Origin of the sequence: Spirosoma aureum (genome assembly GCF_011604685.1) — a bacterium.
Lineage (GTDB): Bacteria > Bacteroidota > Bacteroidia > Cytophagales > Spirosomataceae > Spirosoma > Spirosoma aureum.
The window spans coordinates 7,081,760-7,096,188 of sequence record NZ_CP050063.1 but is presented as its reverse complement, the minus strand read 5'-3'; the positions used below and the strand labels follow the sequence as shown (position 1 = coordinate 7,096,188).

Here is a 14,429-nt window from a genome sequence, read left to right as displayed (position 1 = left end):
TTTCTGAATCGAAGCGCAAAGATATAGGAGCTGCGAGCAGGGAGCAAGGGTCTGGAGTATATTGTACAATGCCTGTGCACAAAGTCAGCTCCTTGCCCCTTGCTCCCTGCTCGTGTATCTTTGTGGTATGACATTTTCTATTACTGCCCACGATCCGCAGTCGAAAGCCCGTACGGGTACACTCACTACTGATCATGGACCAATTCAGACACCAATTTTTATGCCCGTTGGGACGGCCGGGACGGTGAAAGCCGTTCACCAGCGTGAACTCGAAACCGACATCAATGCCGAAATTATTCTGGGCAATACGTATCACCTTTACCTGCGGCCAGGTCTTGAGGTAGTAGGTCAGGCAGGTGGTTTACATGCGTTCAACGGCTGGCGTCGGCCAATTCTGACTGATTCGGGTGGTTATCAGGTGTATTCGCTGTCGAATACGCGAAAAATTAAGGAAGAAGGAGTTACCTTCAAATCACACATTGACGGTTCGAAACACATATTTACACCCGAGGGTGTAATGGATATTCAACGAACTATCGGAGCCGATATCATGATGGCATTCGACGAGTGTACGCCCTATCCCTGTGAATACACCTACGCCCGGCAGTCGATGGAGATGACACACCGCTGGCTTGACCGATGTATTGACCGTTTTGATACGACTGAAGGGCATTATGGCTATCGGCAAACCCTATTCCCAATCGTTCAGGGGAGTACCTATTCGGATTTGCGAAAGCAGTCGGCTGAAGTGATTGCATCAAAAGAACGCGAGGGAAATGCTATTGGTGGATTGGCGGTAGGAGAGCCCGCCGAAGAGATGTATTCAACTATTGAGCTGGTTAATAGTATCTTACCTATCGATAAGCCCCGATATTTGATGGGAGTTGGAACGCCCGCTAACATTCTGGAGGCAATTGCCTTAGGCGTCGATATGTTCGATTGCGTGATGCCGACTCGGAATGCCCGACACGGAATCTTATTCACGACTGAGGGTATTATCAATATCAAAAATGAAAAATGGAGCCGTGATTTTAGTCCACTAGACTCCGGCCTTGGGGGGTATGCCAGTACATTTTACTCTAAAGCATACCTACGACATCTTTTTAAAGCCGAAGAGTTGCTTAGTGGGCAGATAGCCAGTTTACATAATCTAACCTTCTATCTTTGGCTTGTTCGGCAGGCACGTGCGCATATTGCAGCAGGCGATTTTTTGTCCTGGAAAAACGGCATAATTGCTCGGTTAATGCATCGCCTGTAAATAGAACTGAAACCTGAAAAATCAAGTATTGAGGAGATGCCCGCCTGTGTAAATGAGCGGGCATTTTTATTTTTTATACTTATATGTAGTCAAAAAATTTAATTAAATTTATATGTTTGTGGCCAGATAAGGAAAAAGTTATAAAAATTTAACTTATTAATCTGACTCAAGTGCTGGGTATTTGTTTTAGTCTCTTACGATCTCGTAAAGCCCTATTTTTAATTGGATTTTATATAACGCTCAATGGATCAGCGCAACAGGTAGAAAATCTAACCGACGGACAGATACAGCAGTTTGTCCAACAGGCGCAAAGCACGGGTATGTCGGAAATACAAATCGAGCAAATGGCACGAAGTCGGGGCTTTACGTCAGCTGATATCGATAAAATGCGTCAGCGTATTAGTCAGCTAACGGACGAAATGCCTAAATCAACGACAATTTCTACCGGACATAGTCCTGCCGAAACAAATGTAATTCGTGAACAACCTGCACTTCCCGTGTCCGTTCCGGTTTTAGTTGAATCGCCCGTTTTTGGGGCATCCTTATTTACAAATTCCAGCCTGACGTTTGAGCCAAATTTGCGCATTCCAACACCCCGCAATTATCAGCTTGGCCCTGAAGATGAGCTTATTGTTGATGTATATGGCAATGCGCAACAAACCTACCGTCCTAAGGTAAGCCCCGAAGGAAGTATTCGCATTGAAAACCTGAGCCCTATCTACGTGAATGGGCTGACTGTTGATCAGGCAGAACAGCGAATCGTTGGGCGGCTCCGGACACTTTATCAGGGCTTAAACTCGGCTGGAAGTGGTATTGGGGCTCAGGTTACGCTTGGTAGTATCCGGAGTATCAAAGTAACACTGCTGGGGCAAGTTGTGCGGCCCGGAACATACACATTGTCATCACTGGCAACGGTTTTCAATGCCCTTTACGCCTGTGGAGGGCCTTCGCCCGACCGGGGTTCGTTTCGGACTATTCGGGTCTACCGTGGCAACCGGCTCGTGCGTACCCTCGATGTATATGATTTTCTACTCAGAGCTGACCAGAAGGATAATATTCGACTGCTCGATCAGGATATTGTATTCATTGATCACGTCAGCACCCGAATCGAACTGTCAGGAGAAGTGAAACAGCCTGGCATTTATGAAACCAGGCCAGACGAAACGTTCCGAACCATTCTGAATTTTGCCGGAGGGTATACAGATCGAGCGTATACGGCCTCTATGAGTGTGCGCCGAAATACATCAACTGAGCAGCAACTACTGACGATCGCCGGGAGTGAAATTGGTAGTTTTCTGCCGAAACCGGGCGATCACTACACGATTGGCTCGATTCTAAACCGGGTTGAAAATAAAGTAACGATTACTGGTGCCGTTTTTCGACCAGGGGCGTTTTCGCTGGAAAATAACACGACGCTGCAACAACTTATAAAGAGCGCGGAAGGACTGCGCGAGGATGCTTTTCTGAACCTTGCCGTTATTCGTAGGCTTCGCCCTAACCTCGACCCGGAAGTGATTTCAGTTGATTTGGGGAAAGTGTTACGGGGCGAACAGCCTGATATGGTGCTCCATCGAGAAGACGTTATACAGATTAATTCTATCAGTGAGCTTCGCCAGGAACGAACCGTTTCGATTAAGGGGGCCGTAAATAAAGGGGGAACGTTCCAGTTTGCCGATAGCATGACTGTTGCCAATTTGATTGTTCTGTCGGGTGGTTTTTCAGAAGGTGCTATTTCATCACGCATGGAAATTGCCCGACGTGTCAAAAATGATACGGCCGGATTACCGACCGGGCAGAATATTCGCATCATTGCGCTTGAGATTGACCAGAATCTACGGCTTAGTCCGGCTGATGCCAAACTCATATTAATGCCTTTCGATCAGGTGTTTGTCCGAACATCGCCCCGCTATGAAGTGCAGAAAGGAGCTACCATAAATGGGGAGATACGCTATCCCGGACCTTACGCAATTCGTACCTCTGCCGATCGAATTACGGACCTGATTGAACGTGCTGGTGGCCTAAAGCCTGAGGCCTACTTATTGGCAGCCCGTTTGACACGTAGGGGGGAGATTATATCCATTAATATGCGGACAATCCTTGAAAATCATGCTGATCTGGGGAATCTCTTACTCGACGATGGCGATTCATTAACGATTCCGCGTCGGGTCGAATTGGTTCGAATTCGTGGCGAAGTGCTGAATCCGGCTACTGTAGAATATGATCCGGCAAAATCGTTTCGAGATTACATTGCTGAAGCGGGTAATTTCACGAAAAAGGCCTTACGTCGGAAAACCTATGTAATGGATGCTAACGGCAAAATAAGACCGACTAAATCATTTCTGGGCATTCATCAATTTCCAAAGCCGGAGCGCGGCATGGAAATCATAGTGCCATCCGAACCTGAAAGGGAACAGGGCAAAACGTCACCAGCTGAACGGGTAGCGACACTCAGTGTAATTGCTTCAGCGGCAGCGGTCGTATTGTCAGCCTTACGCATCTTCATGAACTAATCGCCAACGAACTAAAGATGGTAACGCAAGCGCCTGAAAGTGCGAAACAGAAAACTGGTAACTGGCCTGATCTATCGCTCGAAAATAGTATTCGCATTGCCTGGCAAGGACGGCTTCGTCTGGTAATCAGTACAATGCTGTTCGTGACATTGGGCGTATTTATTGCGTTAGTAACGACTCCGGAGTTCGTATCCGATGCCCGAATTATGCCGGAAATGAACAGCGGTACGGGTGGAATATTTAAGCGGTTAGCCTCCGTAGCCGGATTTGCAGGCATGGACTTGTCGGATGCTGAAGGTGTTGATGCTGTTCGTCCTGATTTGTATCCGAATGTACTGCAAAGCACGCCTTTTGTGCTGTATCTGCTCGATCAGGTTGTTGTCCAGACAAATGGAGAACGAACTACGGTCGCCAACCTGTTGATGCCTCCTGGCGACTGGTCGTTCATAAACTGGCTCCAGAGAGATCAGGAAGATAGCGTAGCCCCATTCAAACAGATGGCGGGCAAACCAGTAAAATTGACGAGAAGGCAGGAGAAATTAGTAGAAGAAATTGGTAAACGGGTGAATGCAAAACTGGATACACGCTCTGGCATAATCACCATAACCGCTAAAATGCCCGATGCCAGTGGGGCAGCTACAGTAGCGCAATTATCGATGGATTACCTGACGCAGTATGTGACCAGTTATCGCACCGAAAAAGCCAGGCAAGACTTGCAATTCTATACGCAGCGATTGACTGAAGCTCGTCAACGTTACCAAATGGCACAGTATTCCGTTTTTCACTATAACGATCAACACAAATACTACGTTGTACAGGCGGCAACTATGGAAAAACAGCGTATGGAAGCTGAATTAGCTATTGCCCAGACAGTTTACACCGAATTATCCCGGCAGTTTGAGCAGGCAAAGCTCAAAGTTCAGGAGCAAACACCCGTTTTTAAGGTGCTTGAACCGGCTAAGATACCTCTCATACGCGTATCACCAAAGCGATCTATCCTGGTTTTAGGCTATGCTATTGCCGGATTCCTGTTGGGGATTGTTTATCTGATTACGCAACGAATTAACCTGCTTCACAGGTTGAAAGCAATCGTCAGGGACTGATTAGTCTACTACCAACATCTGCTGTCTACTCTGGAATTTACCTTTAATAAACCTAATTGATATACCTTGTTCAACGTACTTAAACAGAAGGAAAAGCAAATTGCAGTGATCGGTTTAGGGTATGTTGGCCTCCCGATTGCACTTGAATTTGCCAGGCAGTTTCGTGTTATCGGCTTCGACATCAATGAAGATCGTGTTGCGATGATGCAGCGCGGAGAAGATCCTTCGCACGAGATTTCATCGGATGCTTTTTCCCACGCAGACATTACCTTCACCGCCAACCCTGATGATTTGAAATCGGCAAACTTCTTCGTTGTAGCGGTTCCAACACCCGTTGACGATTATAAAGTGCCTGATCTGAAACCACTCCAACGGGCTTCTGAACTAGTTGGTCGGGCATTAAAACCAGGCGATTATGTCATCTATGAATCTACGGTTTATCCGGGATGTACGGAAGATGACTGCGTTCCCGTACTGGAAAAAAACTCCGGCCTAAAGCTGGGGAAGGGCTTCAAAGTCGGTTACTCGCCCGAACGCATCAATCCTGGTGACAAGCACCACACACTGACGACTATCCTGAAAGTTGTATCGGGTAACGATGCCGAAGCATTACGTGAGATTGCGGCTGTTTATGGCGCTATCATTCAGGCCGGAGTTTATCAGGCTCCCTCTATTAAAGTGGCCGAAGCCGCTAAAGTGATCGAAAATGTACAGCGCGATCTCAATATCTCGCTGATGAATGAATTATCGATCATTTTTGATAAAATGGGAATAGATACACATGAGGTACTGAAAGCTGCTGGTACAAAATGGAATTTTCTGCCCTTTACACCCGGGCTGGTGGGCGGTCATTGTATTGGTATTGACCCTTATTATCTGCTCTATAAGGCACGGCAACTGGGATATGATCCACAGGTGATTAATTCGGGGCGTCGCATCAACGATGGGATGCCTGCCTATATCGCTACCAAGTTGCTTCAAATGCTGCTTCAACGGGGAAAGAATCCTCGTCAGACGAAGGTGCTGGTGATGGGGCTGACCTTCAAAGAAAACGTGTCAGATATCCGTAACTCGAAGGTGGCCGATTTGGTGCGCGAATTGATGAAGTACGCGATCAATGTGCACCTGGTCGATCCGCATGCGTCGCCAAATGAAGTTGCTCAGGAATATCGAATGACATTGATGGATACTCCATCAAACCAATATGATGGAATAATTGTGGCAGTAGGCCACGATGAATACAGATCGCTCGATGTGTCATACTTCAAATCGCTCATGAACGGGGCACCGATTCTGATGGATCTGAAAGGCTTATTCAAAATAGCAAAAGGGGATGGAATCGAGTATTGGCGGATGTAAAAGATTTTTTCATGAAGATTAGTCTCATCGGCAGTAGGGCTTTCGATTCACTTGAGTACCACGTAGGTGAATCGTTACGGGTGTTGGGGCATGAAGTTCTACAGTTCGACGTCAGTGATGTATCGTTTTTATCGGCCAGAGCCAATTATTGGGTTTCCCGCTTTAGCGAATCGTATGATCGTCTTATCGGACTACGGTTGGCAGGTAAGGTGATCGCCGAGAGACCCGATCTGGTGTTGGTCGTTTACCGAAACCTGCACCCTATATTGGTTGATGAGATCAAAAAAGGATTACCTGGCGTGTCGATTGTTCAGATAAATCCAGATGCTTTGTCCAATCTTGAGAAACAGCAAATCATTGCGGCCAATTTTGATCATTACTTTTCCAAAGAGCCCTTTATCGTTGAATTTCTCCGGGATAAAGCTGGGATAAACGCCCATTATCTGCCCGAAGGTTTCAATCCACGCGTTCATCAAAGACCAGAAACTGAAAAAGCTGTTGCGGAACGGGAAACGAATATAGATGTACTGGTATTTGGCAGTTTGTATGCCTATCGTGCCCGAATGGTTGATCAGTTGATTCGGGCAGGAGTCAACGTAGCTGTCTATGGAACCACAGGACCGTATCTACTTTCCTCGATCAAATCGGCTTTTCGCGAGCAGTTGCTTATCGGCGAGCGGAAAAATCGCATTCTCTACGGTGCTAAAATTGTGTTCAATAATTTTCACTACGCTGAGGTCACATCCGTAAACCAGAAGTACTTTGAAATCAACGGCATCGGGGCGTTTCAGCTCTGCGACTACAAACCTGCTCTGGACGAATATACCGCCGTTTCAGCCGAACGCGTCACCTATCGGACAATGAACGAAGCGATCGATAAAATACGCTACTATCTGGCCTACCCTTCGGAACGTTACCAAATCGCCGATCAACAATATCTTCATTTTCAGCAAAACCACACTTTTGATCTTCGTATGAAGGAGATGCTTTCTGTAATAGGATACGCTGAATCGATACGAAATTTAGAATCCAGTCAATTACCGTAGGCCATGAATACAGCGTTGACTTCGCTCAAGTTCAGGAATAAACCATTGTCCATATTAATGAGTGGACAGGGCTTGGTCGCGTTGGCTAATCTGATGTATGGCAAAGCAGTTGCACTCTATATTTCGCCAATCGAGTGGGGGAAGTATAGTGTCCTGTTAGCCGTCATGCTATTGTTTCACAGCCTGATGGTAACGCCAACCATTCAGTCTTTTAAGGCTGAGTTGACAAGTTCGGATTACCGGCTGGTTGTAAATTTTTATGGCCGGATATTAGGGGTAATCTACATTGGTGTTTTCGCCTTAATGGCTATTGGTGCCATTATTTATACACAAAACATAATCTGGGTACTGGTGTGGATAGCTTTTGTGGCGCAGGGGCTCTATTCCCTGAGTAACGACTCCCTGAACTTTACTGGCAAACATAAAACCTACTCGTTGCTACTGATCGGTTATGCGTTCTTTAATCTCCTGTTATTTGGTATCGTTGTTTGGGGTTTTGGGCAGAACAAAGCCATAAATCTATGGCAGATACTAGCCTTATTGAATGGCGTATTTGCTGTCGTATCAGTATGGCAGTCTATTCGACTCATTAATGGATTCCGGTTTGATAATCAGGCATTTTCTGACTGGTTTCCTGCTGAACTTCTGCGCAAATACCAGTGCTATATATGGCCTTTGGTAAGCCTGGCTGTCTGGGGTTGGCTCATCAATTATGCAGACCGCTATCTTATCAGCTTTTATATGACTGATGCTGACATTGGTCAGTATACACTGGGCTATGGCATAGGGTCGAAAATGCTGCTAGTTGTAGCTCCCCTGATTGCGCTTCTGACGCCATTGATTTTTCAGTTAAAAGCCGACAGTAAACCGTCAAAAGAGGTGGATAAATTGCTCTGGCATTACCTCAAACGGTATATTCTGATCGCGAGTGGACTGTGTATCGTGTTCTGGGCGACATACAACTGGATTGGTCTGTTGCTCCTGTCGATGACTTACAAACCGGCATTTGTTATAGGGCCGATTATCGCATCAGGTTATCTATTTCTGACTTGTATTCATATTCTGGAAATCAAATGGTATGCATATGGCCTGACCCGGTTTGTTTTATGGCATAACAGTATGGGGGCAGTTATGAATGTGGTTCTGAATATCGTTCTGATTCCTCGTTTGGGGATCGTGGGGGCCGCACTGGCAACATTGCTGGGATTTGCAGGACAGTTCCTGATCGTGTTATGGTTGTTTCAATATGATGCTAAGTCCTGACAATAAGAAATTTATACGGTATACGTGTCTGGCTGGGGGAAGTGCACTGATCTCGCTTTTTCTGCCATCCAATTATCTGCTGGTTTGTACCGGACTTCTGTCGCTCACGGGTGGGCTATATGGTTTTGCGACATTACTGAAATCACCCGAAAGTCGATTCAATTTTTTTGTCGTTGGAGCAGTCGTTATCGTGCTGGGAAGTTCGCTGGGAATGTTGCTCAGTTTTGCCTCGATCTCACTAGTGTCTTCAGATATTTGGGAAATCACAATTGAGTATGCTCATGCTACAACAGCCGATATAGCTCTAGCGCAGACTTATGCCAATGCATTTGCTATTGCGTTTCTGCTGATCGGCAGTCGCTCCCAACTACAAAAAACGATAACGCTCATTAATCAGGATTTTCGTTACTGTCTGCAAGAGCATAAAAAAATTATATATGCATTTGTCGTGACTATTCTTATTTGCCAGATTTATTTGCTGAATACAGGAGTAATAGTATATGGCGGTAAAAGTTTAGCTGATGAAGGTCAACCAACACATCCGTTGTTAGCTATAATTTTGCCAGTGGTTCCTGTTTTACCTATTGTGCTGGCTTATTATTTGCGTGAAAATTTTTTTGCTGGCCAGAAGCTAGTTGTAATACTATGCCTCATTTTTTTATTAAACGAATTAGCATGGTTTTTCCTCTTTGGCAGGCGTAGTGTTATCTACTTCTTTTTGCTGTCATTTGCTGGTATTTTCTTTGATAAATCATTGGGTAAACGATTCTTATTTAGGAATATGATCCCAATTCTTATTTGCTGTTATACAGCTGTTAAGATTGCCGATTTATATCATAAGATGCGTGTAGTTTACAGCTTTGAGCAAGCTCAGCGGATGAGTATGGTTGATGTGATTTTAGGTCTCGAAAGTGCTGATAGTGAGAAGTATAATCAGATTAGGAATATGAATGTTGCCGCTCGTGCGGCTTATAGCTCACTTGCACTTGCTCAATTTGTGAATTTATTCAGAACAACAAATGGCGCCCCGCTCATGGGGCAGGAACTTATTAATAGCATTCTATTTGCGACGCCAAGTAATTTTTTGGTGGATAAGAAAATGATACTGGCTAAGGAAGCACTTTATTCAAAAGCCTATTCATTGGATATTACGGATATAAGTGAAACACTTTATCTGGAATCATTTATTGACTTTAGTTGGAGTGGTTTTTTTATATATCCGCTCTTTATTTTTTTATTATTATCGCTTGTGTATGCTTTACTAATTAGCGTAAGAAATTCCTTATTTTCATTGCTAGTCGCATGCGTATCGTTATCATTGTCACTAATGATGATTGAAGTTGATATGATAATATTCCTGTCGACTATTCGAGCGCTTTTTAGTTGTTTTTTATTGGTAATTATTATCAAAAAAACAGTGTACAATCGGTACAGTAAAGATGTATCGCCCACTATTTCTGACGAAAAAACCGCATGACCATTACCTACCTATTTCGGAGTCTCGGTACTGGTTATAGCATCGAAACTCTATTCGGTGTTGTTCAGCAGGAGGTTGGCAGGTCGTTGCCTGTAAGCCATATTCGATTACCACACATAAGCCAGGGAATTCGATCTGTCAGGAAAAACCTTCGATTTGTGATCCGGCAACGATTCAATGGCATTGTACACATTACCGGGGATGTCCATTATACAGTTCTGGCCTTATCGCCTTCCCGAACAATATTGACTATTCATGACTGCATCACGCTGGAAAAACATAGATATTCGCCCTTACATTATGCGTTCTTTTGGTGTTTTTGGTTTTACCTGCCAGTGCGCCGGGCTGCTGCTGTAACGGTCGTTTCTGAGAAAAGCAGACGGGAGCTGATTCATTACTTAGGACGAATTGCAGAAAAAGCTATCGTTGTACCAAACGCATATCAGCCTGCATTTACGTATCACCCGCGTTCATTCAATAAAGAGCAGCCAACACTTCTGCAGATTGGTACTGCTTCTCACAAGAATCTGCTCCGCTTAATGGCTGCCCTGGATGGGATGGCCTGTAAACTAATTATTGTAGGTCCCTTGCCAGAAACCGTTACTGATGAGCTGATTGCTCGTCAAATAGCGTATGAAAATTACACGGACTTAAGCCAGAGGCAGATTCTACTGATGTACGTCAGATGTGATATCGTACTTTTTGTCTCGACTTATGAAGGGTTTGGGATGCCTATTCTGGAGGCCAATGCAGTCGGTCGGGCGGTTGTTACATCGGATCGATCACCCATGCGAGATGTAGCCGCAAACGCAGCTGTGCTCGTTGATCCAACTGATGTTGCAGCAATTCAAAAGGGTATTCAGCGAGTCATTGACGACGACGATTATCGGCAGGAATTAATTGAAGATGGGTTGCGAAATGCTGCGAATTATACAGCTGACGTTGTAGCTGCCCGCTATTTATCTATTTATCAGAAAATTGGGTGTAAACCCACTTAACAGGAAATCTGATATGCATATCATGATGTCAGCAGACTGGTTTTATCCATCCCAAATGGGCGGTCCAAGCAATGGCATTTACTGGCAGGCAAAAGCGATGAGGCAGGCCGGGCGACAGGTAACGGTGGTGGCTACTTCACAGGATCTGCCACCGACGGTTCCCATTGACCGTTGGCTGGAGATGGATTGTGGCCAGGTTATCTATACAAAAAATCCTCATTTCTATCTTCCGTTCAAACACATCTGGTATGCAATTGGCGCTATCCGTAAGGCCGATATAGCTCATATCAACAGCTTATTCTACCCTAGTTCAGTGCTTCTGGTAATGGCTGCGCAACTATTGGGCAAACGAATTATTTGGGCACCACACGGAGAGCTAAGTCCTAGTGCGCTAATTTATCGACCAAAATTGAAGCAACTCCTGCTTCGTTTGTTTCGGAGCATAAGTAAAGGAATTGTGTTCCATTCCACTTCGTTAGCCGAAACGGATCACATTCGAAAGCACTTTGGCCCGAATGTAGCCATAAATGAAATCGAGAATATGATGGAAATGCCGCCCAAAGTTGAACGGAGGGCACGTAACTATCTGCTTTTTATAGGACGCTTACACCCAATTAAGGCCATTGATCACCTGATTAAAGCACTGAGCGAATCAGTTATTTTTCGGAGGAGCAATTTTGTTTTGACAATTGCCGGACCTGATTCGGATGGCTATCTCCAGCATTTAAAAACACTTGCCAAAAACGTGAATCTAACGGATAAGATAAACTTTGTTGGGCCGGTTTGGGGTACCCAAAAAGAACAATTGTATGCCGATGCACGGATAACCATTCTGCCATCGCATGCCGAAAACTTTGGGAATGTCGTAATCGAATCGTTAGCGCAGGGGACACCTGTTGTGGCCTCGACAGGAACGCCCTGGCAATTGCTTGAAAGCGAACAGGCGGGAAGTTGGGTCGACAATACACCCAATGAGCTACGGCAGGCGATTGAATACTACCTACAAATGCCTTCTGAAACATATCACGTTTATCGTAAACAGGCGACAGAATTAGCGCATAGGAGGTTTAATATTTATGCAAATGTAGCGAAGTGGGAGCGGTTTTATGAGGAGGTAGCCAGATGAATAAACCGCTAGGCCACAGCGGAGAATTTAAGAAATTACTGCGTTTTGCCGGCATTTACGGCTGGCCACGGGCAATTAATAAAGCGATAGCCCGAACTCGCCCTCCGTGGTTACGACCCCTGGTTTTTATCCGTCGAAAACCAGCTATTTCGGTAATTGGATGCGGCCAGTTTGCCTTTAGTTGTGTGTGTTATTATCTGCAAAAACAAATCGGCACTGCCTTTCTGAGCGCATTTGATACCGATTGGCAGCAGGCACAATCGCTGTGTCGGTACTATGGTTTTCGGGAAGTAACAACCACGCCGGATGCCTTACTGAATAATCCGAAGCTGGAGGTTTTGTATGTGGTATCGAACCATGCATCGCATACGGACTATGCTGTAGAAGGATTGACCCGAAACAAAATCGTCTATGTTGAAAAGCCTGTTTCAGTCACCCGACACCAACTGGTTAGGCTTTGCCGGGCGGTGCGGCAATCATCGGGTCAGGTGTTTGCTGGCTATAACCGACCTTACTCGAAAGCAATCCAATTGCTTCGAAAACGTGTGGATTCGTCGCCAGTAGCGGCTGGTTTCAGTATCAGCTGTGTCATTAACGGGCACCGTATCCCGTCCGAACACTGGTATAGAAATCCTGAAGAAGGTACTCGGATCTGCGGCAATCTGGGCCACTGGATTGACCTGACCATTCATTTATTTTCCTGGCGAAGCTTACCTGGCTGGATTGACATTCAGATCGCTTATGCCAATCCGAATGAGCCGGACGACGATTTGACGGTAACGTTTACAACCGATCGTTATGACATTGTTTCGATTCTGTTAACCTCGCGGTCTGAGCCGTTTGAAGGCATTAGCGAATTTATCAATATTCAGTATAACCACATCATCGCCCATATCGATGACTTTCGGCGGTTAACGATCTGGCAGGGATCCATAAAGAAAGTCTGGCGATTCTCGACCAAAGATGTTGGTCACCAACGGGCAGTGATGCAGCCTTTTTTGGAAAAGAACCGAAACTGGTCGGAAGTGGAGTTGTCCACCTTATTGATGCTGTTTATCCGGGACATGGTATTGAAACGGCAAACAGGCTTACGGTTTAATACGCATCAGGAACTAACACGCTTTGAGGCTGACCTTAAGTCAGTTAGCCTATTATACCCACCGTTTACCCATGAAAAAAATTCTTAGCATTGTTGGAGCACGCCCGAATTTTATGAAGGTTGCTCCTTTACATCGCGCTTTTCAGCACCATCCGGCTATTGAGTCGAAAATTATTCATACGGGCCAGCACTACGATGCGCGTATGAGCGATATCTTCTTCAATCAGCTCAACCTGCCTCAGCCTGATTATTACCTGGGCGTTGCAACGGGGACGCATACGCAGCAGACCGCCGAAATCATGCTGAAGTTCGAGGAGGTTATGGGGGTTGAGCAACCAGATTGGGTGCTGGTTGTTGGTGATGTGACCAGTACAATTGCCTGCGCTCTGGTAGCTGTAAGAATGGGCGTTCGAATTGCTCACGTGGAGGCTGGCTTACGTTCCGGCGACCGCCGAATGCCCGAAGAAATCAACCGAATCCTGACTGATTCTATTGCCGATACGCTGTTTGTGACGGAACAGGCAGGTGTCGATAATCTGAAGCGTGAAGGGGTTGCGGACGAAAAAATTCAGTTCGTGGGTAACGTCATGATCGATTCACTGGTGCATTATCGCAAGAAAGCCAATGAGTTAACTAGCATAAAAAGTCTGGGGCTGAGCCCCCAGGGTTACGTACTGATTACGATGCATCGACCGGCCAATGTCGATGCAGAAACGGGACTCCTACGTATGATCGAGATAGTGGCCAATACGGCCCAGTATAAAACGGTCTTATTCCCTATGCACCCACGTACGCGCACTCGCCTGACGGAGTGCGGACTGATGGGCCAGTTAATGGCTATCCCGAATGTTCAGTTGTTGGAACCACAAGGTTACCTGGAATTCCTGAACCTGATGGAACACGCAGTTCTTGTGATCACCGATTCGGGTGGCATTCAGGAAGAAACAACATATCTAAGAGTGCCCTGTCTGACGTTCCGTAATTCAACCGAACGACCTGTAACCGTCGAACTGGGAACCAATCAGTTAGTAGCTGATCTAAATGCGCAAACCGTACGCGAAAAAGTACTGGATGTGCTTAACGGTAGAACTAAGCAGGGCGCCATCCCACCTTTATGGGACGGACAAGCTGCTGGCCGTATTGTTACAAAACTGATGGAAACATAAAAGCAGGAAAGGCTATCCTGTTCA

At 45.7% G+C, this 14,429-nt stretch carries 11 protein-coding genes; all 11 read left to right on the top strand.

Annotated features, from left to right (window positions below; translation table 11 throughout):
- Positions 1–127: 127 nt before the first annotated feature.
- Positions 128–1,258 carry a tRNA guanosine(34) transglycosylase Tgt gene (tgt, locus tag G8759_RS28170; protein ID WP_167215953.1) on the top strand — a complete coding sequence of 377 codons (1,131 nt, stop codon included), beginning with the start codon at positions 128–130 and terminating at the stop codon, positions 1,256–1,258.
- 170 nt (positions 1,259–1,428) lie between these two features.
- Positions 1,429–3,768 carry an SLBB domain-containing protein gene (locus tag G8759_RS28165; protein ID WP_232073975.1) on the top strand — a complete coding sequence of 780 codons (2,340 nt, stop codon included), beginning with the start codon at positions 1,429–1,431 and terminating at the stop codon, positions 3,766–3,768.
- A 17-nt stretch (positions 3,769–3,785) separates the two neighbouring features.
- Complete coding sequence (locus tag G8759_RS28160; RefSeq protein WP_232073974.1) at positions 3,786–4,871, top strand: GumC domain-containing protein; 1,086 nt, start codon at positions 3,786–3,788, stop codon at positions 4,869–4,871.
- 66 nt (positions 4,872–4,937) lie between these two features.
- Positions 4,938–6,230, top strand: coding sequence for a nucleotide sugar dehydrogenase (locus G8759_RS28155; protein ID WP_167215951.1), 1,293 nt, complete (start codon positions 4,938–4,940; stop codon positions 6,228–6,230).
- Positions 6,231–6,241: 11 nt separating this feature from the next.
- On the top strand, positions 6,242–7,276 hold the full coding sequence (locus G8759_RS28150) for a CgeB family protein (RefSeq protein ID WP_167215949.1): 1,035 nt from the start codon (positions 6,242–6,244) through the stop codon (positions 7,274–7,276).
- Positions 7,277–7,279: 3 nt separating this feature from the next.
- Entirely contained in the window at positions 7,280–8,539 is a 1,260-nt protein-coding gene (locus G8759_RS28145; RefSeq protein ID WP_167215947.1) for an MATE family efflux transporter, read from the top strand.
- Positions 8,523–10,016 (top strand): hypothetical protein, encoded by a 1,494-nt coding sequence (locus G8759_RS28140; protein ID WP_167215945.1) that lies wholly within the window; start codon positions 8,523–8,525, stop codon positions 10,014–10,016. The genes G8759_RS28145 and G8759_RS28140 overlap by 17 nt, the downstream gene beginning before the upstream one ends.
- Positions 10,013–11,014, top strand: coding sequence for a glycosyltransferase family 4 protein (locus tag G8759_RS28135; protein WP_167215943.1), 1,002 nt, complete (start codon positions 10,013–10,015; stop codon positions 11,012–11,014). The genes G8759_RS28140 and G8759_RS28135 overlap by 4 nt, the downstream gene beginning before the upstream one ends.
- 22 nt (positions 11,015–11,036) lie before the next feature.
- Positions 11,037–12,140 (top strand): glycosyltransferase, encoded by a 1,104-nt coding sequence (locus tag G8759_RS28130; protein ID WP_232073973.1) that lies wholly within the window; start codon positions 11,037–11,039, stop codon positions 12,138–12,140.
- The gene (locus tag G8759_RS28125) at positions 12,137–13,327 is read left to right on the top strand and encodes a Gfo/Idh/MocA family protein (RefSeq protein WP_167215939.1); all 1,191 of its coding nucleotides are present in this window, start codon (positions 12,137–12,139) and stop codon (positions 13,325–13,327) included. Before G8759_RS28130 ends, G8759_RS28125 begins: the two co-directional genes overlap by 4 nt.
- Positions 13,311–14,405 (top strand): non-hydrolyzing UDP-N-acetylglucosamine 2-epimerase, encoded by a 1,095-nt coding sequence (gene wecB / locus G8759_RS28120; RefSeq protein ID WP_167215937.1) that lies wholly within the window; start codon positions 13,311–13,313, stop codon positions 14,403–14,405. The genes G8759_RS28125 and wecB overlap by 17 nt, the downstream gene beginning before the upstream one ends.
- Positions 14,406–14,429 lie beyond the last annotated feature (24 nt).

Bases quoted from the DNA above. Each gene is read 5' to 3' on its own strand.
- G8759_RS28160 (WP_232073974.1), top strand. From the start codon at position 3,786: ATGGTAACGCAAGCGCCTGAAAGTGCGAAACAGAAAACTGGTAACTGG.
- wecB (WP_167215937.1), top strand. From the start codon at position 13,311: ATGAAAAAAATTCTTAGCATTGTTGGAGCACGCCCGAATTTTATGAAG.
- G8759_RS28150 (WP_167215949.1), top strand. From the start codon at position 6,242: ATGAAGATTAGTCTCATCGGCAGTAGGGCTTTCGATTCACTTGAGTAC.
- G8759_RS28140 (WP_167215945.1), top strand. From the start codon at position 8,523: ATGATGCTAAGTCCTGACAATAAGAAATTTATACGGTATACGTGTCTG.
- G8759_RS28135 (WP_167215943.1), top strand. From the start codon at position 10,013: ATGACCATTACCTACCTATTTCGGAGTCTCGGTACTGGTTATAGCATC.
- G8759_RS28145 (WP_167215947.1), top strand. From the start codon at position 7,280: ATGAATACAGCGTTGACTTCGCTCAAGTTCAGGAATAAACCATTGTCC.
- G8759_RS28130 (WP_232073973.1), top strand. From the start codon at position 11,037: ATGATGTCAGCAGACTGGTTTTATCCATCCCAAATGGGCGGTCCAAGC.
- G8759_RS28125 (WP_167215939.1), top strand. From the start codon at position 12,137: ATGAATAAACCGCTAGGCCACAGCGGAGAATTTAAGAAATTACTGCGT.
- tgt (WP_167215953.1), top strand. From the start codon at position 128: ATGACATTTTCTATTACTGCCCACGATCCGCAGTCGAAAGCCCGTACG.